Origin of the sequence: Streptomyces sp. NPDC051569 (assembly GCF_044454085.1) — a bacterium.
GTDB lineage: Bacteria > Actinomycetota > Actinomycetes > Streptomycetales > Streptomycetaceae > Streptomyces.
This window is the reverse complement of record NZ_JBITDJ010000006.1, coordinates 137,058-161,215: the sequence shown is the minus strand read 5'-3', so window position 1 is coordinate 161,215 and position 24,158 is coordinate 137,058. Positions and strand designations below refer to the sequence as shown.

General features: G+C 68.0%; 22 protein-coding genes and 1 pseudogene. 11 read left to right on the top strand and 12 right to left on the bottom strand.

Annotated features, from left to right (window positions below; all coding sequences use genetic code 11):
- Positions 1-27: 27 nt before the first annotated feature.
- Complete coding sequence (locus ACIBAE_RS12865; protein ID WP_399284485.1) at positions 28-507, top strand: NUDIX domain-containing protein; 480 nt, start codon at positions 28-30, stop codon at positions 505-507.
- A gap of 100 nt (positions 508-607) precedes the next feature.
- On the opposite strand, the gene ACIBAE_RS12860 is transcribed toward ACIBAE_RS12865, so the two are convergent.
- Together ACIBAE_RS12860 and ACIBAE_RS12855 are read right to left on the bottom strand one after the other, a co-directional pair.
- Positions 608-2,389, bottom strand: coding sequence for a globin domain-containing protein (locus tag ACIBAE_RS12860; RefSeq protein WP_399284484.1), 1,782 nt, complete (start codon positions 2,387-2,389; stop codon positions 608-610).
- 314 nt (positions 2,390-2,703) lie between these two features.
- Positions 2,704-3,345 (bottom strand): HAD family hydrolase, encoded by a 642-nt coding sequence (locus ACIBAE_RS12855; protein WP_399284482.1) that lies wholly within the window; start codon positions 3,343-3,345, stop codon positions 2,704-2,706.
- Between the two features lie 406 nt (positions 3,346-3,751).
- On the opposite strand from ACIBAE_RS12855, the gene ACIBAE_RS12850 reads away from it, so the two are divergent.
- Both ACIBAE_RS12850 and ACIBAE_RS12845 read left to right on the top strand, forming a co-directional pair.
- Complete coding sequence (locus ACIBAE_RS12850; protein ID WP_399284480.1) at positions 3,752-4,210, top strand: MarR family winged helix-turn-helix transcriptional regulator; 459 nt, start codon at positions 3,752-3,754, stop codon at positions 4,208-4,210.
- Between the two features lie 75 nt (positions 4,211-4,285).
- Entirely contained in the window at positions 4,286-5,446 is a 1,161-nt protein-coding gene (locus ACIBAE_RS12845; protein ID WP_399284479.1) for a winged helix DNA-binding domain-containing protein, read from the top strand.
- Positions 5,447-5,555: 109 nt separating this feature from the next.
- Here the strand turns inward: ACIBAE_RS12845 and ACIBAE_RS12840 are convergent, their stop codons facing one another.
- Positions 5,556-6,938, bottom strand: coding sequence for a serine hydrolase domain-containing protein (locus tag ACIBAE_RS12840; protein WP_399284477.1), 1,383 nt, complete (start codon positions 6,936-6,938; stop codon positions 5,556-5,558).
- 161 nt (positions 6,939-7,099) lie between these two features.
- Between ACIBAE_RS12840 and ACIBAE_RS12835 the strand changes: the two genes are divergently transcribed.
- Genes ACIBAE_RS12835 through ACIBAE_RS12825 form a run of 3 tightly spaced genes read left to right on the top strand, consistent with a single transcriptional unit; the run spans position 7,100 to position 9,764 of the window.
- A complete protein-coding gene (locus ACIBAE_RS12835) occupies positions 7,100-8,476 on the top strand; it encodes a pyridoxal phosphate-dependent decarboxylase family protein (protein ID WP_399284475.1) in 1,377 nt (458 codons plus the stop codon).
- Between the two features lie 35 nt (positions 8,477-8,511).
- Positions 8,512-9,132, top strand: a complete 621-nt coding sequence (locus tag ACIBAE_RS12830) for a hypothetical protein (RefSeq protein WP_399284473.1) — start codon at positions 8,512-8,514, stop codon at positions 9,130-9,132.
- A complete protein-coding gene (locus ACIBAE_RS12825; RefSeq protein ID WP_399284472.1) occupies positions 9,129-9,764 on the top strand; it encodes a DUF6875 domain-containing protein in 636 nt (211 codons plus the stop codon). Before ACIBAE_RS12830 ends, ACIBAE_RS12825 begins: the two co-directional genes overlap by 4 nt.
- 104 nt (positions 9,765-9,868) lie before the next feature.
- Here ACIBAE_RS12825 and ACIBAE_RS12820 read toward each other — a convergent pair whose 3' ends face one another.
- From ACIBAE_RS12820 to ACIBAE_RS12790, 7 genes are all read right to left on the bottom strand, one after another.
- A complete protein-coding gene (locus ACIBAE_RS12820) occupies positions 9,869-12,262 on the bottom strand; it encodes an ATP-binding cassette domain-containing protein (RefSeq protein ID WP_399284470.1) in 2,394 nt (797 codons plus the stop codon).
- Positions 12,263-12,496: 234 nt separating this feature from the next.
- The gene (locus tag ACIBAE_RS12815; RefSeq protein WP_399284468.1) at positions 12,497-12,661 is read right to left on the bottom strand and encodes a hypothetical protein; all 165 of its coding nucleotides are present in this window, start codon (positions 12,659-12,661) and stop codon (positions 12,497-12,499) included.
- Positions 12,662-12,688: 27 nt separating this feature from the next.
- Entirely contained in the window at positions 12,689-13,105 is a 417-nt protein-coding gene (locus ACIBAE_RS12810; RefSeq protein WP_399284466.1) for a VOC family protein, read from the bottom strand.
- 10 nt (positions 13,106-13,115) lie between these two features.
- Positions 13,116-13,535 (bottom strand): helix-turn-helix domain-containing protein, encoded by a 420-nt coding sequence (locus ACIBAE_RS12805; protein WP_399284464.1) that lies wholly within the window; start codon positions 13,533-13,535, stop codon positions 13,116-13,118.
- Positions 13,536-13,572: 37 nt separating this feature from the next.
- Positions 13,573-14,169 (bottom strand): MBL fold metallo-hydrolase, encoded by a 597-nt coding sequence (locus ACIBAE_RS12800; RefSeq protein ID WP_399284463.1) that lies wholly within the window; start codon positions 14,167-14,169, stop codon positions 13,573-13,575.
- 220 nt (positions 14,170-14,389) lie between these two features.
- Positions 14,390-15,253 (bottom strand): hypothetical protein, encoded by an 864-nt coding sequence (locus ACIBAE_RS12795; protein WP_399284461.1) that lies wholly within the window; start codon positions 15,251-15,253, stop codon positions 14,390-14,392.
- A gap of 271 nt (positions 15,254-15,524) precedes the next feature.
- Positions 15,525-16,322 carry an inositol monophosphatase family protein gene (locus tag ACIBAE_RS12790; protein ID WP_399284680.1) on the bottom strand — a complete coding sequence of 266 codons (798 nt, stop codon included), beginning with the start codon at positions 16,320-16,322 and terminating at the stop codon, positions 15,525-15,527.
- A 500-nt stretch (positions 16,323-16,822) separates the two neighbouring features.
- Here ACIBAE_RS12790 and ACIBAE_RS12785 point away from each other — a divergent pair, with 500 nt between their 5' ends.
- A complete protein-coding gene (locus tag ACIBAE_RS12785) occupies positions 16,823-17,389 on the top strand; it encodes a dihydrofolate reductase family protein (RefSeq protein WP_399284460.1) in 567 nt (188 codons plus the stop codon).
- Positions 17,390-18,021: 632 nt separating this feature from the next.
- Here ACIBAE_RS12785 and ACIBAE_RS12780 read toward each other — a convergent pair.
- Positions 18,022-18,387 (bottom strand): VOC family protein, encoded by a 366-nt coding sequence (locus tag ACIBAE_RS12780; RefSeq protein ID WP_399284459.1) that lies wholly within the window; start codon positions 18,385-18,387, stop codon positions 18,022-18,024.
- 93 nt (positions 18,388-18,480) lie between these two features.
- Here ACIBAE_RS12780 and ACIBAE_RS12775 point away from each other — a divergent pair, with 93 nt between their 5' ends.
- From ACIBAE_RS12775 to ACIBAE_RS12760, 4 genes and pseudogenes are all read left to right on the top strand, one after another.
- Positions 18,481-19,446, top strand: coding sequence for a helix-turn-helix transcriptional regulator (locus tag ACIBAE_RS12775; protein ID WP_399284458.1), 966 nt, complete (start codon positions 18,481-18,483; stop codon positions 19,444-19,446).
- Positions 19,447-19,549: 103 nt separating this feature from the next.
- Entirely contained in the window at positions 19,550-19,792 is a 243-nt protein-coding gene (locus ACIBAE_RS12770; RefSeq protein WP_399284456.1) for a hypothetical protein, read from the top strand.
- Between the two features lie 48 nt (positions 19,793-19,840).
- Positions 19,841-21,388 (top strand): ISKra4 family transposase, encoded by a 1,548-nt coding sequence (locus ACIBAE_RS12765; RefSeq protein WP_399284455.1) that lies wholly within the window; start codon positions 19,841-19,843, stop codon positions 21,386-21,388.
- Positions 21,389-21,448: 60 nt separating this feature from the next.
- Positions 21,449-21,900 (top strand): annotated as a pseudogene (locus tag ACIBAE_RS12760) (hypothetical protein).
- Positions 21,901-22,485: 585 nt separating this feature from the next.
- Here ACIBAE_RS12760 and dnaB read toward each other — a convergent pair.
- Entirely contained in the window at positions 22,486-23,964 is a 1,479-nt protein-coding gene (dnaB, locus tag ACIBAE_RS12755) for a replicative DNA helicase (protein WP_399284454.1), read from the bottom strand.
- Positions 23,965-24,158 lie beyond the last annotated feature (194 nt).

The window sequence follows — 24,158 nt, the reverse complement described above, 5'->3', positions numbered from 1 at the left end:
ACGGGTCTCGCGGGCGAACCTCTTCCCATGACCGAACGGCCCGTGGTCAAGCGCACTGCCCGCGCCATCCTGCTCGACGGCGACGACCTCATCCTCATCAAGCGAACAAAGCCCGGGGTGGATCCCTACTGGGTGACCCCCGGAGGCGGGGTCGAGACAGAAGACGCCACCGTCGTCGACGCCCTCCATCGTGAAGTGGACGAGGAGCTCGGCGCCAAAGTCGTCGACGTGGTGCCCTGCTTCGTCGACACCGTGGAACACATCGCCGACGGCGGGGTGACCGGCGTGAAGGTGCAGCACTTTTTCGTCTGCCGGCTGGAGTCGATCGACACCTCCCGACGGCACGGCCCCGAGATCGAGGAACCGTGCGGAGAATACGAGATCGTCCGGGTGCCGTTCAGCCGGGTCGGCATCGCCGCCGTCCATCTCGTACCTCTGTCGCTGCGGCACTACCTGGACGGCAACATCGAGGGCGTGCGCGCGATGCACGCCCCCGACCTGGGCTGACCGCCCCCGCCCCGGCCCGGCCGTCTCACGAGTCCCGCCCTGTTCCGGTGCCGCGGCCGGCGATGTTTGCGCGACGGGGCAAAGCCTGCGGGGAACGGCACTATTCGACGGCGCCCACCAGTACGTCGAGGGAGTCGTGCCGGATCCTCTCCGACGGGATTCCGGCGCCTCTGAGAGCGTCGAGACTGCTGCGGATCATCCCGGGCGGGCCCGACAGATAAGCGTCGTACTCATGCCAGGGGCCGTGATCGCGGACGGCCTCCGGAAGCTGCCCGGTGAGACCCAGACTGGGCCCCTCGGCGACCACGGGGCGTACCGCGAGCCAGGGGTGCACGCTCTGGAGCCGCAGCATCGTGTCGATGTCGTAGAGATCCTGATCACTGCGCGCACCGTAGAAGACCTCGACCGGCCGCCGGTGACCGTGCTCGGCGACATCCTCGACAAGCGCTTTGATGGGCGCGATGCCGGTGCCTCCTCCCAGACAGAGCAGGCCGCTGTCCGAGCTGTGGTCGACGGTCATCGAACCGGCCGGGGGCCCGAGCCGGAGTACGTCACCGGGACTGGCGTGGTGGACCAGGGCGTTGGAGACCCAGCCGGCCGGGACAGCCTTGACATGGAAGGCAAGCAGACCGTCCGGGCGAGGGGCCGAGGCGAAGGAGTAGTGCCGCCAGACCCGGGGCCACCAGGGGGTTTCCAGACTCGTGTACTGCCCGGCGAGGAACGGATACGGCTGGTCGGGACGGACTGTGATGACGGCGATGTCGGGGGTCCGCAACTCGTGCGAGACCACTTCCGCCTGCCACCAGGCCGGAGCGTGCTGCTCGTTCTCCGCTGCAGCGTCGATCATGATCTGCGAGATGGTGGTGTACGTCCTGACCCAGGCGCCCTCGGTCTCGTCGTCCCATGTGGTGGAGGCGTAGCGGATCAGCGCGCCGATGAGTGCCTCGCCGACAGCGGGGTAGTGCGTGGCCTGGGTGCCGTACTTACGGTGTCCACGGCCCAACTGCCGGAGATAGTCGGTAAGGACCGCCGGGGAGTCCATGTGCTCGGCAGCGGTGAGCAGCGCCTTGAGGAGCCGGTCGCGCTGGGCGTCCATGGCGGCGGGGAACAGGCCGCGCAGATCCGGGTGACGGACGAAGAGCAGCGCGTAGAAGTACGACGTGACCTGGTCCGCGACGGGAGCGATCTCGGCCAGAGTGCGGCGGATGAGGATCGCGTCCGGGGAAGCCTCCGGGCCGGCCACGGGGACGGCGGCCTCCGCCATGGGAGCGGTGGTGTCCGCGGGGGCCGCGACCGGTTGCGGAGCCGGGGCTTCGGGGGGCAGTACGCCCGAGGCCGGGGCTTCCGGCGGCAGTGCCGCGGCCTCACCCGCCGGGGCATCCCGCTGTACGGACTCAGGTCGCGCGACGGCGGAACGTACGGCTGCTGCCGCGGCCGCTTCGGAGGCGGGTCCGTCGGTACCGCGTTCCGGCGCGAGAGGCAGCTCGTGGAATTGCGGGTGAGAAACCGGGCCTTCGGCCGGGTGAGAAACCGGGCCTTCGGTGTCCCGAGATTCCCTGGGGCGCGGCTGGAAGGCGTCGGGAACCTCGTCCACCGGCGCCGGCTGCCGACGGATCGCCTCTGCCGGGGAATCGTGGTCTGCCGGGCCCTCACGCCGGGGCGGCGCGGGACGGGCCGCCCCTGAGCCCACCGGGCGTATGGAGGCAAGCGATCGGCTCGGGGGGCTTATTCGGTCGCGGCTCGCTGAGGCGGCCGCGCTGCCGGGCGTACCGGAGGCCGGCCGACTGTCACTGCTCGGCGCCCTGCGAGGAGCGAACCAGCCGCTGCCCGCACTGTCTCCGGAAGTGCCGTTGTCGGCCGACGTGGTGGTCGGAGCGTCCATGGTGTGCCTCGCCTCGAACATCTTTCGGTCGGTCTGCGCACTTCCGCTGGCCCGGAATACGCTAGCAATTCCCCGCTCTGACTAGACTGCTGACTGCCCACATTAGCCTCCGCCATACCCGTCATTCGGGCATGAGGCGGAGGAAAGTGACATTGCCCGCAGTCCCTGTCGTCGGAGCATGGCAGGCTGAGCCGGCGCATGGGACAAAGAGTGCGAAGTCCGGGCGTCGGCGCCAGTTTTACCGTTAGGCTGCATTATTCCCGTGCCGATTCGCCGCTTCGGCCACTCTTTCCGCGTACCTCCAGGTCAGCGTATTACCGCTGGAGGCGCACCAGTTCATATGCCTCGCGCAGATCGCCTCCGGTGTACGCATGCGTGGCGATCCCGTGCAGATGGTGATCGGCGTTCACCGCCACCGACCTGGGAACCGACACGAAGATCTCCGCGTCGGACATCGAATCACCATAGGCAACACAGTTGTCCAGCCCCACCCCGAACTCTGCACACAGCCGATCCGCGATCTTCACTTTGGCGGCCGCGTTGAGAATGCCGGCCCGGTCGACGCGCTCGGTGAAGGGCGGGAGCGGCCAGCGTGAGCCGTGCGCGGCATGCACTCCCCAGTCCAGCAGCCGCGTCACGAAGAAGTCGGGCGAGAGGGAGATAACGGAGCAGAAGTCCCCTTGCTTCCGGATGTCCGCCCAGACCTCACGGATGCCCGCCAGCCAGGGCGCCCCCTCGAAGGCCGCCGACACGTGCGCCGGGGTGAGTTCGGCCCACAGCTCCCTGGCTCGGACCGCGAACTCGTCCGGCATCAGCTTCCGGGCCAGGAAGTCGTGCTCCAGTTCGGCGATTTCGGCGCCCAGTCCCAACTGCCTGGAGATCTCCACAGCAGCGGCCGAACCACGGATGAGCGTTCCGTCGAGGTCGAAGAGATGCAGCCTGCGCGTGCCCGCCATACCCACCGAGGCTAGTACCTAGGACCGCTGCGTTCTGCGGACATCTTTCAGTTGGCCGAAGAGCATCGTGTTTCACGTGAAACACGTCAAGTAACCCGCGCGCCGGGCGTTCTCCCGATCATCCGGTCGCTCCGTTCACCCCGGCGCCCTCGCGTCCGGACCGCTTCCCGGAAAGGGTTGCTCGGGTGGCTGAGGAAGCACGGACAGGGCCTCGCCGTTCCACGATGACGACGCGCGGCACCCCTGAATTGCCGGACGACTGGACCAGCCGGTTCGCACCACCAACCCTGGCAAGCGGCTGGCAGGCGATCCACACCGCGAAGCAAGCAGTAATTGCATACGCGGGATATTGCGCTGGTCCCCTACCCTGGACTCAAGGCCGCTCCGGACGATGGAGGACAGACGCATGACCGCGACGGATCCCGCACTCACCGCCCTCACGCAGGGCTGGGTGGCGCTCTCTCTCCTGCACGGAAAGATCGAGTCGCATATCGAGCGGGCGCTTCAGTCCCGACACGAGTTGAGCGTCCGCGAGTACTCCCTGCTCGATGTCCTCAGCCGCCAGCACGACGGGCCGGGAGGCCACCTGCAGATGAAGCAGGTCTCCGATGCCGTCGTCCTCAGCCAGAGCGCCACCACTCGGCTGGTCACCCGTCTCGAGGACCGCGACCTGCTCACCCGCTATCTGTGCAGCACCGACCGCCGTGGCATCTACACCGATGTCACGGAGGCCGGGCTGGCCCTGCTCGCCGAGGCCCGCCCTACCAACGACACGGCGCTGCGGGAGGCCCTGGACGAAGCGGCGACGCATCCGGAACTCGCTCCCCTGGTCAGGACCGTCGAGGAGTTGCGCGTCCCCGCGTAGGACCTCTGACAAGGTCTGCGCATCAAGCGACCTGACGTACGCTCCGCTGACCAGCTCTTCCCCGAGGAGTCTGCCGTGCACCGGATCAACGACGAACAGCGACGGCGCCGGCTCGGCCGCCGCCATCTTCTGGCCCCGTCCGTACGGGCCGAGACACCGGTCGCTGTCGCAGACGCGGTCGTCGCCCTGCATGCCACCGACGCCGCGACCGTCTTTCTCTCAACCTGCGCGCGGCTCAGCGAAGCGAGCGTCGCAGTGGTGGAGCGTGCCCTGTACGAGGAAGTGGCCCTGGTTCGGCTGCTCTCCCTGCGCAATACGCTGTTCGTTGTCTCCGCCGAACTGGCTCCGCTGGTGGACTCCTCGACCGCCCGAACCATCGCCGCCAAGGAACGCAGGGCCTTGCTCAAGCACTTGGCGGAGCCGGTCAACGGTCTGGACGAGCACTGGCTCGCCGAGACCGAGAAGGCGGCGCTCACCGCCCTCACCGCGCGCGGAGCGGCCACCGGCAGCGAACTGTCTGCGGCCGTTCCCGCACTGCGTACGAAGATCACTGTCTTTCCGGGCCAGAAGTGGGAAGCCGTTCAGGGCGTCGCGAGCCGGGTCATCCGGGTACTCGCCGCCGACGGCCGGATCCGCCGGGACCGACCGCGCGGATCATGGACCTCCAGTCAGTTTCGCTGGACCGCTTCCGATCCCTGGCCGACTGGCGCGGCCGGCGATTCGCGCGCCGAGGTCGCTCGACGCTGGCTCCTCTCCTACGGACCCGGCACCGAGGCGGATCTGAAGTGGTGGACCGGGTGGACCCTGACCGACGTACGTACGTCGTTGGCCGCGATCGGCGCGGAAGAGGTCGCGCTCGACACCGGCAGCGGATTCGTACTGCCTGGAGACACAGCTCCAGAGGAACCCGTGGAGCCGTGGGCGGCACTACTGCCCGGCTTGGACCCGAGCGCCATGGGCTGGGCCGACCGCGCCTTTCACTTCAATACGGACCACCGCCCCGCCCTCTTCGACCGTTCGGGAAACATCGGTCCGACCGTGTGGTGGAACGGCGCGATCATCGGCGGCTGGGCCCAGCGCGCGGATGGCGAGATCGTCTGGCGACTGCTGACCGACCCCGGCCGGGAGGCCGCCGCCGCCATCGAGGCGGAGGCGGCCCAGCTGTCGGCCTGGGTGGGCGAAGCCCGGATCACGCCTCGCTTCCGCACCCCGCTGGAGCGGGAACTGATGTCCTGAGAGACGCCGGACTGGTGCGCCACGAGCTGACGGAGAGCCGCGGCCTGACGAAGTGAGGGACCGCGTGCCCCGACCCCGTCGATGTTTCACGTGAAACATGCGCTCTGTTTCACGACGCCGAGCCGGTCCAACCTGCTTTGTCCACTCCTCCGGGCACATCCGCCTCGGGGTCGTACGGTTCACGGGTGAAAACGAACGACCCGAGGTCGATATGGCTTACCGAGCCATTCACTCGGCGCACCACCCGCAAGGTTTCCCCCGCGTAATAACCGTCGAGCCCCGTCCAGTTGCCGTCCGGCCCTACGACAAAGCGCGAGCCGCGCCCCCCACCACGCAGGGGATGCAGCTCCAGACCACGGTCCGCGGCGAGCTTGAGCCCGAAGGCGTACGTACCCCAGTACCACGGACCGGTCAGCGCCAGCAGCGCCCGGTCCACCTCGGGCAATGGCCGCCACGGCTCAGGGATCCGCGGCTCGGCGTCCGCCACGATGCCAATGAGATCGGCGGCGACCGCACTGACCAGCGGCCCTGCAGTGGCATTGGCGAGCACCACTGCCGCCACCCCCTCCTCCACGCTCACCCACAGACCTGCGACGAACCCCGGCAGCGAACCGCCATGCCCGGCGAGGCTCCGACCGCCGTGACGGGCGAGCTGCATCCCGAGCCCGTACCCACCGTCCCACTCCCCGGCCTCCGGCGGCACGGATGGTGTCCGCAACTCCCTTACGGACGCGCTGCTCAGGACCCGCTCATCACCCTCGGCAAGGAAGACGGCGAACCGGCAGAGATCGGCGGCGGTCGACCAGAGCTGGCCGGCCGACGCCATCAGGCCGAGGTCCTCGGCCGGTTCGGGCAGCATCACATCGGCCCAGGGATGCACCGCCCAGCCGTCCGCGTGTGGAGCGACAGGCCGCACGGTCGTACGGTCCATGGCCAGGGGCTCAAGGATTTCACGCCGCAGCACCTTCTCCCAGGGCGCTCCGCGCAGCGCTTCGATCAGCGAACCGAGCAGGGTGTAGCCGGGATTCGAGTAGTGGTGACGCCGACCGGTGGGGTGCAGAACGGGGTGATCACCGAGGACGTCGGCGAGTGTGGGGCGGAGCGTGCCCGGGGTCCGCTCCCACCAAGGCGCCGGGGTCTCCGCGCTCAAGCCGGCACTGTGGCACAGGAGCTGGACAATGGTGACCTCACCCACGCCGGTGTCCGGCAGGTGCTTCTCCAGCGGATCACCGAGATCGAGCAGCCCCTCATCGCGCAGTCGCAGCACAAGAACAGCCGTGAAGGTCTTGGTGATCGAGCCGATCCTGTACTGCGTGCGGGCGTCCGGAGCGTGCCCGTCCGCGCCTGCGCGGGCGCCCTCCCACACCATCCGCCCCTCGCGCGCCACCGCCGCGACAAGCGAGGGTGCCCGTCCTTCGGACTGCGCGACAGCGATGCGATGCAGCAGGGCACGTCGGGTACCGGGCAGCAACTCTTCACGGGGTGAGGTCATGAACCACATCTACCGGCAGCGGCCCGCTGAGTCGACTTCATTTTCGCGCGGCACGGAAGAGCTGATGCCGGGCGGGTCGAAACGCGTTGCGCGATACTTGCGCGCCGCCCCGTATACGTACTCCCACGTACGTCCGAGTCGTATGCCGGGGAAGGCTGATCGTGGATCTTCGCTACTGGCTGCCACGCGCGGTGGATGTGGCCGAGCAATGGGGTGACCGGTTCGGCCCGTTCGAGGCGCACGGGTCACACCGTGTCGGCGATGACGAGTTCGCCGACGCGTTCGGCCGCTTCGCCAAACGGATGGAGGACAACTATCCGTTCTTCCATCCCCGTTATGCGGGGCAGATGGTGAAACCGCCGCATCCGGCAGCGGTCGTCGGCTATCTCACCGCGATGCTGTTCAATCCCAACAACCACGCGGCCGAGGGCGGCCCCGCGACCACGGAGATGGAACGCGAGTGCGTCACCGCGCTGGCGGAGATGTTCGGTCTCCCCTCGCACGTCGGCCATCTGACGACCAGCGGGACGATGGCGAACCTCGAGGCGCTCTACGTGGCCCGCCGATCGCATCCGGACCGCGGCGTGGCCTACAGCTCGGAGTGCCACTACACGCATGAGCGCATGTGCGAGGTACTGGGCGTAGAGGGCCATCAGGTACCGGTGGACGGACAGGGACGCATCGAACTCGACGCCCTGGAAAGCCTGCTGAAGACGGGGCGGGTCGGCACCGTGGTGGTGACCACAGGCACCACGGGCCTGGGCGTCGTGGACCCCGTGCACGACGTACTGCCGTTGGCCCGGCGCTACGGGGCCCGGGTACATGTGGACGCCGCGTACGGCGGCTTCTACGCGCTGCTCGGCCGGCCGGACACCCCCGAGGGGATCGATCCAAGGCCGTGGCAGGCGATCCCGGAGTGCGACTCGGTCGTGGTGGACCCACATAAGCACGGCCTGCAGCCCTACGGCTGCGGGGCGGTGCTCTTCCCCGACCCGCAGGCCGGCCGCCACTTCGCCCACGACTCGCCGTACACCTATTTCACCGATGCCGAGGTGCACCTGGGCGAGATCAGCCTGGAGTGCTCGCGGGCCGGTGCCTCGGCCGCGGGCCTATGGCTGACGCTTCAGCTGCTCCCGCTGACTCCTGAGGGGTTCGGGGCGATTCTCGCGGCCAATCGCCGCGCCGCCCTGCGGTGGGCGGATCTTCTGGAGGCATCGGACGCGCTGGAGCTCTACCAGCGCCCCGACCTCGACATCGTCACTTACTTTCCGGTGACCCGGCCGGCTTCGCTGTCCGCCGTCGACGCGGCATCCGGACAACTGCTGCGGGGCGGCATGACCGCTCCCGAGGAGCCGGTCTTCCTGAGTGTGCTGCGCACGGACGCCGAGGCGTTCGTGCGACGGCATCCGCGGATCATCCGCGACGCCGATGCGGCACGGGTAATGCGCAGTGTCCTGATCAAGCCGGAGGCCGAGCACTATCTCGACCGCCTGCACGCCCGAGTGGAGCAGCTCGCCGTCCGTGGCGAGGGGCGGTAGCGCATGGCCCCCGCACCGCCTTCCGGAGGGAACCCTTGACCACGATCGACCGTCCGCCGCCTGGTGCCCCGCGCCGTCCTGCCAGGTCCGACACCGATGCCTTGGCCACCCTGCTGGCCGAGGCCTTCCATGACGATCCACTGACCCGCTGGATCATTCCTGACGGCTGGCGCAGAGCGGAGCTTCTGCCCGGATTATTCCGCGTATTCATCGACATCTCTTCCGAGTACGACGGGGTCGCCACCACGCCGTGCGGCGATGCGGTGATGCTGTTCCTGCCGCCCGGCGCGTCGAAGGATGTGGACCAGCGCGGAGAAGAGCTGGGCCAGCGCTTCGCCGCCGCCCTCGGGGACCATGCCGAGGCGCTGGGGACCATCGCCCGCCTCCAGGCAGAACACCACCCGGCGGAGCCCGCACACTTCTACGCGTCGTTCGCCGCTGTCCGTCCCTCGCGGCAACGGCGCGGACTGCTCTCCGGTCTGCTGGACGAATTGGCCGCTCGCGCCGACCGGGAGGGCGTCGGCGCCTACGCGGAGGCCAGTTCACCTGGCGGCGAGGCGCTGTGCCGACAAGTGGGCTTCGCTCCGGTGGGTGACACCATCGTGCTGCCGGACAGCGGCCCTTCCCTGCGGCCGCTGTGGCGGGATCCACGATGAGGGGGGACGAACGGATCGCCTTCTGGTCAGCGGGCGAAGTGGCGCGCGGTGAGGTACCGGCGTCGCATCAGTCCTCCCTGCGCGAGGTACTGCGGTGGAGCAGCGACTTCCTGGTGGCCGGCCACCCGGAACTGGGCCGCACCGGTCCGGTGTGCCCGTACACCCAGCCCTCGCTGCGCAAGGAACTGTTCCACCTTGCGGTACCGGCCGGTCCCGAGGGCGGAGATCTCTCCTCGGCGGTCGATTCGCTGCGGGCCTGGCACGAACGTCTTTCGGCTGGACTGGAGGACGACGACCGGGAGCTGCTGACCCTGCTGCTGGTGCTGCCCGAGTTCGACCGGACGGACTCGGCCGAACTGGACGAACTCCAGCGCAAAGCGAAGGACGAGTTCGTGGCCGCCGGCCTGATGATCGGCCAGTTCCATCCGGTGTGCGAGGAACCGGGCCTGTGGAACACCGCTTTCCGCCCTCTGCGGGCTCCGCTGCCGCTGCTGGCCGTACGTAAGCTCCTCGTCTTCGATCTGCCGTTCCTGCTCGGCGACGATCTGCACCTTGACCACTACCTGCGCCGCTTCGCCCCTGCCATACCGGCTCGCGTCCGCGACCAGCTCGTCAGCCGCGTCCAGCCCTGACCCACTGCGGCACCCGCGCACGAGGACGGCCTGCACATGTGGGGCCGTTCTCGTGCCGGGTCGCGGTTCTCCTTGGAGGCCACACCCCTCCGCCAGGACCTCGGTCAGGTGCCGACGTAGGCCGCGAGGTGCTCGCCGGTGAGGGTGGAGCGGGCGGCGACGAGGTCGGCGGGTGTGCCCTCGAAGACGATCCGGCCGCCGTCGTGGCCTGCGCCGGGGCCGAGGTCGATGATCCAGTCGGCGTGCGCCATGACCGCCTGGTGGTGCTCGATGACGATGACCGACCTGCCGGAGTCGACGAGACGGTCGAGCAGGCCGAGCAGCTGCTCGACGTCGGCGAGGTGCAGGCCGGTGGTCGGTTCGTCGAGGACGTAGACGCCGCCCTTATCAGCCATGTGGGTGGCCAGCTTGAGCCGCTGCCGCTCGCCGCCGGACAGCGTGGTGAGCGGCTGGCCGAGGCTGAGGTAGCCGAGCCCGACGTCGGCGAGCCGGCCGAGGACGGCGTGTGCGGCCGGTGTGCGCGCCTCGCCGGCGCCGAAGAACTCCTCAGCCTCGGTCACCGACATCGCGAGCACCTCGCTGATGTCGCGGCCGCCGAGGTGGTGGTCCAGCACCGATGCGTGGAACCGCTTTCCGTCGCACTCCTCGCAGGTGGTGGCGATGCCGGCCATCATCGCCAGGTCCGTGTAGATGACGCCGGCGCCCTTGCAGTTGGGGCAGGCGCCCTCGGAGTTGGCGCTGAACAGCGCCGGTTTCACGCCGTTGGCCTTCGCGAACGCCTTGCGGATCGGGTCGAGCAGTCCCGTGTACGTCGCCGGGTTGCTCCGTCGCGAGCCGCGGATCGCGCCCTGGCCGACCGACACCACCCCGTCCCGCCCGGACACCGAGCCGTGGATCAGCGAGCTCTTGCCGGAGCCCGCCACCCCGGTGACGACGGCCAGCACTCCGAGCGGGATGTCGACGTCGACGTCGCGCAGGTTGTGCGCCGTCGCGCCGCGGATCTCCAGCATGCCGGTGGGCGTCCGCACCGTCTCCTTGAGGGCGGCCCGGTCGTCGAAATGGCGGCCGGTGAGGGTGCCGCCGGCCCGCAGCCCCTCGACGGTGCCCTCGAAGCAGACGGTGCCACCCGCCGTACCGGCGCCGGGGCCGAGGTCGACGACGTGGTCCGCGATCGCGATGACCTCCGGCTTGTGCTCGACGACGAGGACGGTATTGCCCTTGTCCCGCAGCCGGAGCAGCAGGTCGTTCATCCGCTCGATGTCATGGGGATGGAGGCCGGTGGTGGGCTCGTCGAAGACGTAGGTGACGTCGGTGAGCGAGGAGCCGAGGTGGCGGATCATCTTGACGCGTTGCGCCTCGCCGCCCGACAGGGTGCCCGACGGCCGGTCGAGCGAGAGGTAGCCCAGCCCGATCTCCGCCAACGAGTCGAGGGTCTGCCGCAGCGTCGCGAGCAGCGGCGCCACCGACGGCTCGTCGAGACCGCGGACCCATTCGGCCAGGTCGCTGATCTGCATCGCGCACGCATCGGCGATGTTGATCTTGGCGATCCGCGAGGATCGGGCCGCCTCGCTGAGCCGGGTACCGCCGCACTCGGGACAGGTGGTGAAGGTGACCGCCCGCTCCACGAACGCCCGGATGTGCGGTTGCAGTGCCTCCTTGTCCTTGGACAGGAAGGACTTCTGGATCTTGGGTATCAGCCCCTCGTAGGTGAGGTTGACGCCCTCGACCTTCACCTTGGTCGGCTCCCGGTGGAGGAAGTCCCGCATCTCCTTCTTGGTGTACCTGCGGATCGGCTTGTTCGGGTCGAGGAGGCCCGACTCGGCGTAGACCCGCACGGTCCAGAAACTGTCGGTCTTCCAGCCGGGAATGGTGAACGCGCCCTCGGCGATCGACTTGGAATCGTCGTAGAGCTGGGTGAGGTCGATGTCGGAGACCGTGCCCCGGCCCTCGCAGCGCGTACACATACCGCCGGTGACGCTGAACTCGCGACGCTCCTTCACGGTCCGTCCGGCGCGCTCCAGGGTGACCGCACCCGCTCCACTGATCGAGGCGACGTTGAAGGAGAACGCGTTGGGCGAGCCGATGTGCGGCTGCCCGAGTCGGCTGAAGAGAATACGCAGCATTGCGTTGGCGTCGGTGGCGGTGCCGACCGTCGAGCGGGGGTCGGCACCCATCCGCTGCTGATCGACGATGATCGCGGTTGTCAGCCCTTCGAGGACGTCGACCTCGGGCCGCGCCAGGGTCGGCATGAAGCCCTGCATGAAGGCGCTGTAGGTCTCGTTGATCAGCCGCTGCGACTCCGCGGCGATCGTGTCGAAGACCAGCGAGCTCTTGCCCGAGCCGGAGACGCCGGTGAACACCGTCAGCCGGCGCTTCGGGATCTCGATGCTGACGTCCTTGAGGTTGTTCTCGCGCGCGCCGTGCACGCGGATCAGATCGTGGCGGTCGCCGGCGCGCAGTGCAGGCGACTGCGCGTCCGTCCTCGCGGCCATGCTCATCGTGTCTCCATCTGTTGGGCGGGGCCGCCTTCACGGGCTCCGTCGGCGTCGTCGCGCGTCAGCTCGCGGTCGGGCGGGCGGCGCGGGCGGCGCGGGCGGCCTACCCGGAGCAGCCTGGCGAACTACGCCCCCACGACGGCGACCGCGTCACCGGTGGCCGCGATCACCAGGGTCCGGGCCGTGACAGCGCCACGTGCGACCGCCTCATGGAACGCGACGCGGAACGGTCGCGCTTCACGCTGCCCGCAGGGTGCGCCGACCGCTCCCCAGGTACACCTCGGTGTCGGGTAACGCGGGCGGCGCGATCCGGCACAGCGGGTCCGGGGCGCTCCCCCCGCCGTCCGCCCGGAGGAGCCGGGTCGCCTGCGCCGCCCAGGAGTCGGAGCGCTCTACAGCCATGGGCCCGGACCCTACCGCAGGCTGTCCCTACCGCTCGCGGGGCTGGGTGAAGCGGAGCATGTTGCCGCCCGGGTCGCGGAAGGCGCAGTCGCGAACGCCGTACGGCTGGTCGATCGGCTCCTGCAACACCTCTCCACCGGCCGCCCGGATGCGTTCGAAGGTGGCGTCGCAGTCGTCGGTGGAGAAGATCACGCCGCGCAGCATGCCCTTGGCCAGCAGTTCCGCCATCGCCTGCTTGTCGGCCGGCGAGGCGTTGGGGTTGGCGAGTGGCGGTTCGAGGACGATCTCCACGTCCGGCTGCGCGGGTGACCCGACGGTGACCCAGCGCATCCCCTCGAACGCGACGTCGTTGCGTACCTCCAGGCCGAGGACGTCGCGGTAGAAAGCAAGCGCCTTGTCGTGGTCGTCGACTGCGATGAAGCACTGGGCGAGCTTGATGTTCATGTCTTCGACGCTACGAGGCGGCGGCGGATTCCGCTTCTCCGATCCTGACCGGTCGCGTGAGGATCTTGGCGACGCACGCCGGGATCGCCGCACCGGCCTCGTGGCGGCGGGCCCGGTAGGCGCTGGGGCTTTCGCCGACCAGCTCGGTGAAGCGCGAACTGAACGACCCCAGCGAGGTGCACCCGACCGCGAAGCAGACCTCCGTCACGCTCATGTCGCCCCGCCGCAGCAGCGCCTTCGCCCGCTCGACACGGCGGGTCATCAGGTAGCGGTAGGGCGTCTCCCCGAAGGCGGCGCGGAAGCTGCGGGAGAAGTGTCCGGCGGACATGAGGGCGACGTTCGCCAGCGCCGGAACGTCCAGCGGCCGCGCGTAGTCGCGGTCCATCGTGTCCCGGGCGCGGCGCAGCCGTACCAGGTCCTCCAGGGTCATGTGCCCCAGCATCGCACGGACGCGGTGGGCCGCCCCTTCAGACGGATTCGCCGGGCGTCAGATACCGGTAGCCGTTGTCGGTCTCTTCGGCGAGCCAGCCGTTGACGCTGCTGAGACCGCGACGGTTGATTTGGGCGTCGTGTATCGGGAACGCCCGCTGCGGTTTGATCGCCTTGACGAAGTCGATCGCCTCCGCCGTCCTCATCCATGATCCCTGGGCCGGAACCAGGAGCGTCTCGATCGGCCGCTCGGGGACGTGCGGCGAGTCACCAGGATGGTAGATCGCCTCGTCGATGATGTAGCCGAGGTTCGCGCAGTCCGGTTGACCGGCGTAGACGAACGCGTGACGCCCACCGACCGCCTGTACGCGGAAGCCGGCAGCGGTGAATTCCTCACCGGAGGACACCGCCGTGACCTCCAGCCGTGGAATGTTCGCTTCGGCCGGGGCGTAGACCGGAACGCCGAGCCCGGCCAGGCGAAGGACATCGACGTGATCGGCGTGTTCGTGAGTCACCAGCACGGCGTCCGCGCCGGTCAAGGCAGCTGGCTCGCTCCACGTCCCGGGATCGACGACCAGTACCCGGCCATGATGTTCGAGTCGTACACATGCGTGGGTGTACTTCGTGATCCGCATACCGTCCGAATGTACGCCGACCGCCCCACCCCGCGCCCGCAGATCCCAGGCCGGCCGCATAGGCCCGCGAGCCACTGCCCCCGGGCGTGCCGATGTGGAGTGGTCGACCCGGACGATTACGGGAACCGGAGCTGCTCTTCCTCACCAGCCCTGGTCAGGCGCTCGACGAGGTGCGCAACGTGGATGCGGACGACCACGTGACCTGCGGCTTCGCGGCTCGTCAGGCGTCTTCGCCGTTGAAGTCATAGGGCGGGATGGTCCATCGCATCACCGTCTGGCCCGCCTCATCGGCTTCGAGCGTGACCGGATAGACCTGGTCGGCGTCCCGTTCACCGCGGTGCCGGATCGAGTGATCGCCCTGGTCCCAGTCGATACCGAGCACCTGGCAGCCGCCAACCTCGATCGAACCGACGTGGAGCGGATGGTGCCACCCGGCCCGCCTGAAGCGATAGAAGTCGGTGTGCTTGTCGAGCGAGACAGCGACACCCTTGCCCTGGAGGCCACCCCGCCAGACGGTGACTTCCGCAGCAAGCGAGGCTGCCTCGCCCACCGGGAGGTCGAGCCACCCGTGCGGTCCGTCGTACCCGTACCGCCCGATCCGCTCGCCGCCGAACCGCGCGTGCGCATCGTCCGCATATCGGCCCCAGAAGGTGACGTCGGCGAGCCCGTTGTCCGGCTCGCTGTTCATACCCGTCCACGCGTCGAGCGCCGAGGCATCGCCGATCGCCATGCCGCATCGGTCGACGGGCAGGTCGCCGAGCGAGACCGGCATCGACCGGTCTGAGGTCTCGGGCCATGGCAGGCCGAGGCCGATCTCCAGGGTCGCGATCGTCGGCTCCTCGTCGAACGGTGACGGGGAGGTGCTCGCGCGCGCTGTCAGCGGCCGGTCGACGGCGGCGGGGACCGCAACCGCCTCGCACAACCACTCACGAAGATGGCCTCCTCCCGACGCCGCCGTCGTCCTGGCGCGCTCGGACAGGGTTTGACCCAGTTCCCGCCAGTAGTCGATCCACCCAGCCATGCCGAGCACCAGCACTCCGGATGGCGCGGTGACGGATCCCAGGTCGACGAAGATCTCAGACATGCGCCGATTGTGCCTTCTCATGACGACAGGGTTCCGCGCGATGTGTCGGCTGCCGCCGCCGAGGTTTCCGCGCCGCGGTGGCCACCTTCCTGCCGATTGACGTCAGCTTCATGGGGCCACCATGTGTCCACACCCAACGGCCGGAGATCTGACGGCCTGATGGCAACACGGTCGGGGTGGGACACCCGCACATCGGGGAGGACCTACGCTCGCGCGACAGTTGGGCACTCCGCCGGGTGGGGCAGTGCCCTGGGCGCTGCGACGACCTTTCCTAGCTTCGACTGCGGATCATCGACATCAGCAGCCCGTGGGTCTCGGCGTCGGCGGCCACCACAAGCCCGCGGCCTGCCTGGCCGATCGGGGCGCCGTCGATCCCGGTGACCAGGCAGCCGGCGGCCTGGCACAGAGCGATGCCGGCGGCGAAATGCACGCTCCCGGACAGGTCGCCGCCATCGGTGACGTACGCGGCACGCTTGCCCGCGGCGACCCAGGCCAACGCCAGCGTCGTGGACACAACGCGCGGCCGGAACCGCTCGACGAACCCGGGGTGGGCCAGCAGGTCCACGGCCCGGAAACCGGGCGCGCTCGGGAATGGCGGGTCCAGGTTGACGTCCACCAGTTGGGTGGCGGACGTGGGTGCCAGCTCCACATCGGCCCCGTCGTACCGCACCCAGGCGGTCTCACCATCGGTGCAGAAGACTTCGCCACTGAACGGGTCAGCCACGGCCGCCGCCCCGTCGCGCAGCGCCACATTGACGGCCACCAGCATGTTGCCAACGGCATAGTTCAGCGTGCCGCACAAAGGATCCACCAACCACTGACGCACAGCTTCGGCGGCACCCTGGTGGCCGCCCTCCTCGCCGAGCACCGCATCATCGGGTCGGGCGGCACGAATGACGCCGAGGATCGTCTTCTCTGCCTCGACATCGGCGGCAGTGGCGAAGTCCCCGTCGCCCTTGTCGACGCGGGTGAGGCGCTTGCCGTACATGTTGTGCACCACGTCCGCGCCGGCACGTGCCGCGGCTATCGCAACGCCGGCATCGTCAAGGCTCGCATATGAGTTGATCATGTCGCGCAGAATATCTGCGGTGGAACTCATGCCCACCGGAGAGAAGTTCAGGAAGCTTCACGGAAGGAAGACTGCGACGTGAGGGCCACGTTCATGCGACGGTTGATCTCGGCCCATCACGCCGGGTGGCAACGGGCCGCCGAGATTTCGGAGTGCTGAACCACCCGACGCTGCTGATGCACTGCTGAGATACGGGCCCGATTGCTGAACTGAATCGTCCCCCCTACAAACGTAGGTTCTCGCCGCTCGTGACATGTCGATCTTGCGTGACCTGGGCGTTCTTGGCTGTCTCACGGCCTTGTCACCCATGATCAGCCTCAAATCCGTGGCATTTCCTCGCGAGGGCGAGGTCGAGATCAGGCGGGCTTGCCCGTGTCGGCCGAGTACACCACGCTGAGCCCCGAGCACGAGCACTACCGGCGAGCCCAGATCGCGCATCGATGAGTTTCCCGCGCCGCGCTGGTCCATACGCCGGACACCCACGGACGGAAGGCTAGGCCATGCGGAAACTGATCTACGGCATGAACCTGACCCTGGACGGCTACATCGCCGCGGCCGGCGACGACATCGGCTGGAGCGGACCGCCGAGCCACGAGCTGTTCCAGTGGTGGCTCGACCACGAGCAGGCCAGCGGCCTGTCGCTGTACGGACGCAAGCTATGGGAGACGATGAGCTCCTACTGGCCGACCGGCGACCAGCAGCCCAACGCCACCCCGGCGGAGATCGAGTTCGCGCGGAACTGGCGGGACACACCGAAGGTGGTGTTCTCCTCGACGATCGACAAGGTCGACTGGCACACCCGCCTGGTCACCGGCGACGCGATCGCCGAGATCACCCGGCTCAAGGCCGAGGACGGCGCCCCGATGAACATCGGCGGCGCAACGCTTGCCGGGGCGGCCATGCGCGCCGGGCTGATCGACGAGTACGTGATCGCCGCCCATCCGGTCCTGGTGGGCGGCGGCACGCCGTTCTTCACCGCGCTGGACAGCTGGGTGAACCTGAACCTGGTGGAGACGCGGACGTTTCCCGGCGGCGTGGTCCTGACCAGGTACGAGACAAGGCGCTGAGCAGCTTCCCGCTGTCTCACGGCTTGGATCGGTGTTTCCTCTCACCGTCGCGGCGATCTCCCCCACCGCACACCCCCAAGCCCACGAGCGATGCCCCGTGAGCCCACGCTGTCAGCGGGCTTCTACCAGGGCACCAGCATCAGAGCCCATCACCCATACGGGTGGGCGACTTGCTGGCAGTCTCAGATTCGTGTCAGATATGCCATCGCTTGGCCATCGCTCGTGAGATTTGGCCACGAAATCTGAGACCTACAACAAACGTGTAGGTTCCGCGATTGAGTGTCGAATGGCGGAGCGTTGAGCTGGGGTTTCCTTCGAGTCCGCGTCAGTTGTCGTCGACATCTGTCCGCGCGGTCATGTCCAATCCTCGTGGGCAGCCGTTCGTGCCGAGGACGATCCAGTCGAGTATGGGTCCGAGGAGGGCATGGAGTTCTTGCTCGGTTTGGAGGCCTCGGTGCTCGGGACGGTTGTCACCGCTGCCGAGGTCCATGAAGTCGAGTTCGGCTTCACCGCGAGCCGCCTACGGCCCTCGACGCTCAGGAGCGCATTCGCGTGGGGCACTCGTCGTCCTCTCGACGTCAGACGACGGCAGGCGCGACACCTATCGTGCGCGCCTGCCGCATTGCGGCCTTTCAGCCCCGCGGTGCGACGCGGATACGGTTCCCGTCAGGATCGGCTGCGAGGAAGGTCAGCCCGAACCCCGCATCATGAGGCTCCTGCAGGATCGTGACGCCCTTGGACTGCCACTGCTTGAAGATCGCGTTGACCTCGTCGGGCCCACTGTCGATGGCCAGACACACCTCACTGGTACGCGGGACGTCCGCTGACAGATCCTCGAACGGGCCGGACCACACAGCGAGGTCAGCGCCTGGCCCGAGGTCGAAGGTGATGTATCCCGGAGTCTCGAACGAGGGGCTCATGCCGAGGAGGTCTCCGTAGAAACGCGCTGCGGCGGGAGCGTCGTTCACGTAGACGATGGACACGACAGATGTGGTCATGGTTCTTCCTTCTCGCAGGTCGTGGGTACGCATCCGCCAGCCTGACCGGGAAATGCGCCGCATCATGTCGCAAATTCCTGAAAAACTTGGCGTGTGACCCCAGACCGCTTCTTCTCCCTGATGCTGCTCCTGGCATCGAGGAATGCCGTGACCACACAGGAACTTGCCTCGGCGCTGGGGGTGTCCCTTCGAACCGTCACCCGGGACCTGAACTGGCTCCGCGACGCCGGTCTGCCGGTGACCGCGCAACGGGGCCGCCTCGGAGGCGTGACCATGCTGCCCGGGTCCGGGCTCGACCTCACGCGACTCACACCCGGCGAGCGTGATCATCTGTCGCTCACCGGGCTGGACGAGAAGCAACGTGCGGAGCTCGACCCATCGGTCGAAAGCCGGCGCGCGCTCTCCAAGATCGCCGCTGCACAGCCACGTCGAGTTGATGAGCTCCTGCCACTCACCGACGTAGTGCACGTGGACAGCCGTCCCTGGCTCCAGGCCCGTACTTCCGGCACGACCCCGGCTTCGCTGATCGGCCCGGTGCGGCGCGGTCGCCGGCTACTGATCGAGTACGACAGCCCACGCGAGCCATGCCCCCGCGACCTGGTCGTGGATCCCTACGGGTTGCTCGCCAAGGCCGGCAGCTGGTACCTCGTCGCCGACTGCGCCCGAGCGCCACGGATGTACCGACTCGAACGGATCACGACGTGGAAAGAAGTCGACCAGCCACGACGGATCCGCGAGAGCCAGACCCTGGCCACCGTCGCTGCAGCACTCATTGACCAGTGGGAACAGAACCACGCGATAGAGGTCAGCGCCACCATCGACCAGACCCAGATCGAGCGAGCGCAACGGATCTTTGGCCTACGACTCGTCCCGGACGACCACGAAGAATCCGCCAACGGCCGCAAGGTAACAATCCGCTTCCTGCATCTGGAGGACGTGCGAGCACTACTGCCGTTCGGGAGCGCCATCACAGTGCACAGCCCCACCGAAGCCAGGACTCACCTTCGCGACCTCGCCACCGATCTTGCCCACCACTATGCGCCGTCACCAACGTCCTGACCCGCAACACCTAGTCGGCGTCGGCCATTCATGCCCCCTTTCTGCAGATATGCTCCGTGACTCCGTCCGCCGGAGGGCCCTCTCGGTGGATGTGTTGCCGGATGTGTACCGCGACATCGTGGAGGTGGTGGCGGACGCTGCGAAGCCGGTGCAGGCGAAGCAGATCGTGCCCAGGATCGGGCTGCCCGCGGTGACCGCGAAGATCGAGGGGACGCGGGGGAAGCTGAAGCGGTTGGTGGAACGGGGCTGGCTGGTGGAAGGCCGGCCCGGGAAGTTCACCGCGGCCCACCCGGGCCGGGAGGTGAAATCGGTGAACTCGCTGAACGATAAAGGCTCTTCTCTCTAACTTCGGAGGTACCACCCAAACCGAAGCGCGGAAGAAAGAAGAGCCATTGTGGAACCGTACGACGCCTTCCATGCCATCGATCCGTTCGCCGCCGCGGCAAGTGCCTTCGGCCGCCTGACAGAAGTGTTGGCCGGTCCGGAGTCGGCCGCGTTGTCCCACCATGGTCTGGAGGATCTGATCGAGGTGCGGGGCCGTGAGCTGCTCCGGCTGCTGTTCCAGGGCCATCTCGATTGGCGGGAGCGGCAGGAGCGGGACCGGACGGGGCAGGCCGGGCGGGAGGTGGTCCGGGGCGTGGACGGAAGGGTTCGCCCGCATCGTGAGCCAGGGCATTCCCGTCGTCTGGCCTGCGTGTTCGGCACGGTCACCGTGACGCGGACCGCGTGGCGGGGCAGGTCGATGACCAGTGTCCGTCCTTTGGACGCCGCCCTGTCGCTGCCGGCCGGGCTGCATTCGCACGGCCTGCGCCGGCTCGCTGTCGCCGAGGCGGTGCGTGGCTCCTACGATCAGGCGAAGGAGGCAATCGAGGACCGGTGCGGGAAGGTGCTGGGCAAACGGCAGGCTGAATGCCTCGTCGGGGCCGCTGCCCGTGACATCGACAGCCTCTACCGGCACCGTGTTCCCCTGCCGGCGACCGCGTCAACGACGCTGGTCCTGCAGGTCGACGGCAAGGGTATCGCGATACGGCCCGAGGCCCTGCGGCCCGCGACTTTGAAAGCACATCTGAACACCCCGCGGGCGATGCGCACCCGGCTTGCTCCGGGCGAGGAGCCGCACCGCAAGCGGATGGCGACGCTGGCCTGCGTCTTCGACGCCGATCCCGCCCCCAGGCGGCCGCACGACGTCATCGCGCCGCCGGACGGCCGCAGCGGCACCCGCGCGCCACGGCCGGGGCCGAAAGCGCGGGCGAAGTGGCTGACCGGCTCAGTGATCCACCCACCCGAGCACACGATTGCCGCCGCTTTCGACCAGGCCGAGGCCCGCGACCGCGATCACGCCCGGTCCTGGGTCGTCCTCGTCGACGGCGCCCGCCACCAACTCGACCTGATCCAGGCCGAGGCCGACCGGCGCGGCATCACCGTGCACGTCCTGCTCGACATCGTGCACGTGGGCGAGTACATGTGGGCGGCCGCGCACTGCTTCCACCAGGCAGGCACCCCGGCGGCCGAAGTCTGGGTCGCCGGCCACCTGACCACGATCCTCCACGGCCAGGCCGCCCGTGCTGCCGCCGAGATCACCGCCCAGGCCGAACAGAGGGGACTGCGCGGAGCGAAACGCGAGGCCGCCGACACCTGCGTCCGCTACCTCACCGGCCACCTCGACCACCTCCACCTCGACCACCTCCACTACGACACCGCCCTCGCCAAGGGCTGGCCGATCGCCACCGGCCCGATCGAGAGCGCATGCAGGCACCTCATCGGCGACCGCCTGGAGATCACCGGAGCAAGGTGGGGACTCGACGGCGCCGAAGCCGTCCTCAAACTCCGCGCGGTGAAGGACAACCAAGACCTCGACGCCTACTTCGCCTTCCACCTCGCCCGCGAACACCAACGGCTCTACCCCACCCCTGACCAGCACGGCTACGACCTCATGGCTTGATCAGGAACTCCCCTGAAAACGAATCGCACCCAACCTGGACCGGACCTCACGGAGGCTTTGATGCCGATCGCTTCGTTGCCGTACATCGATGAGCACTCGACGGTCATTGCCGCGGGGGCCGACGACGTCTGGCGCAGTCTGGGCGAGACACTGGACCGATCCTTCTCGGGTCCTGGTATGGCCAGCTACGCGAGACTGGTGGGATCCGCCGACTGCACAGCCTCTGGGCCACGGCCCCTGGCCGAAGGCTCGACACTGCCCGGTTTTCGGGTGGTCACTGCGGTCACGGGACGGGAGCTGGTCCTCGAGGGGCGCCATCGCTTCTCGTCCTACGCCCTGATCTTTCGCCTCGAAGATATAATATTCCGTGTCGATCACGGCTGCGCGCCGAAAGTCGAGCTGTTTTTCCCGGTCTGGCCGGCGGTATCTACCGACGGCTAGTCATCGGGACGGGCGGGCACGTGGTTGGCATGCGGCGCCTCCTCTCAGCAATCCGCCGCCGATCCGAGTAGCACATACACGATCACGGCCCAGTCCCTATAGACGAGCTACATCCGTCGGGGATGTGCCGACGTTTCGCCCCGTCGACATGTGCTGTCATGTGGAACGGCTGCGCGATGATCCGCGTGCACCTCGGATCGAAGTCGGCGTACAGGACTCGGCTGAGCTCCAGCAGAAACTCGTAGATCACATGGGACGCTTCCGTGGCTGACCAGTAGGCTCCCGAGTAGTGCGCCTGGCCCAGATGCCAGCGAAACGTCCGCCACGGTGCCGCAGCGAACAATTCTTCTGGTCGCACCTCGCCGAACCCGTGCAGTTCAGGCTTGTCCTTGCCGGGCTTCCGGACCTGTAACTCGGCTGTGGATATGACGCCTTGATCTGACATGCCGATGCAGCCCCTTGGAGTGGCTTCTCAACCTTTATCTCCACATTGGCGCGAGGGCCCGGCCGCGTCTGCAGCACCACTCCAATGTCACTCCAACGGGTGACGCTTCTGACCTGCACGTCCTCGGATCATGTCAAATTCGACACTGGCTTGACACTGGGGTGCGGATTTTGACAGCGAAACGCGGATCCTACACCTACACAAACGCGGCTCAGGTCTGCGCCATGTCCACAAAACGCGAATAGTGGCCCTGGAATGCCACGGTGATGGTGGCCGTCGGACCGTTACGGTGCTTGGCCACGATGAGGTCGGCTTCTCCCGCGCGGGGCGATTCCTTCTCGTACGCGTCCTCACGGTGCAGCAGGATCACCATGTCCGCGTCCTGTTCGATGGAGCCCGACTCACGCAGGTCGGAGACCATGGGCTTCTTGTCCGTACGCTGCTCGGGGCCACGGTTCAGCTGCGACAGTGCGATGACCGGCAGCTGCAGCTCCTTGGCCAGCAGCTTGAGGTTTCGCGACATGTCCGACACCTCCTGCTGGCGGCTCTCGGCACGCTTCGAACCACCGGACTGCATCAGCTGCAGATAGTCGATGACCACGAGCCTGAGGTCGTTACGCTGCTTCAGGCGACGGCATTTCGCCCGGATCTCCATCATCGAGAGATTTGGCGAATCGTCGATATAGAGCGGGGCCTGCGAGATATCCGGCATACGGCGGGCCAGCCGCGTCCAGTCCTCGTCCGTCATCGTGCCGGATCGCATATGGTGCAGCGCCACCCGCGCCTCCGCCGACAGCAGACGCATCGCGATCTCGTTACGCCCCATTTCCAGGGAGAAGATCACGCTCGGCAGATTGTTCTTGATGGACGCGGCACGGGCGAAGTCCAGGGCGAGCGTTGACTTACCCATCGCGGGGCGGGCCGCGATCACAATCATCTGGCCGGGGTGCAGACCGTTCGTGAGGGAGTCGAAGTCCGTGAAGCCGGTCGGTACACCGGTCATCTCTCCGCTGCGCGAACCGATCGCCTCGATCTCATCCAGAGCGCCCTCCATGATGTCGCCGAGCGGCAGATAGTCCTCACTGGTCCGCTGCTCGGTGACGGCGTAGATCTCGGCCTGGGCGGAGTTGACGATCTCATCGACATCGCCGTCGGCCGCGTATCCCATCTGCGTGATCTTGGTACCGGCTTCGACGAGCCGGCGCAGCACCGCCCGCTCGTGGACGATCTCCGCGTAATACGACGCGTTGGCCGCGGTCGGCACCGACTGGACCAGGGTGTGCAGATAGGAGGCCCCGCCGACGCGGGTGATCTCACCACGCTTCACCAGCTCGGCCGCCACGGTAATGGGGTCGGCCGGCTCCCCCTTCGCGTACAGGTCCAGAATCGCCTGGAAAACGGTCTCGTGCGCCGGGCGGTAGAAGTCCTGGCCCTTGATGATCTCCACGACGTCCGCGATGGCGTCCTTGGACAGCAGCATGCCGCCGAGCACGGACTGCTCGGCGTCGAGATCCTGCGGGGGCACCCGCTCGAAACCGGGGGAGCCGCCGTCCCAGGCGCCGTTGTCACGGCCTCGTTCCTGCTGCTCCTCGCGGCCCCGGCCCTCGCCGCGGCGCTGCCGGGAGACGGGCAGACGGTCACTGGGACCGGAATCGGTCCAGGGGTCGTCCAACGGCTCGGGAATGCTCACCGGCCACCTCCTCATGTCCGCCCAGCGGACCTCGCCGTGCCACTGTTTCTACGGCACGACACTGACAAAACGAGAGGGCTGACTCCGGTTTCGATGCGTCGGACGCCGGTCCACGGTAGGCCCGTCGGCACCGTCCGCCAATCTGGTTATCCACAGGCCATGTGGACGAGCGACCAGATGCTGTGGAGAACTCG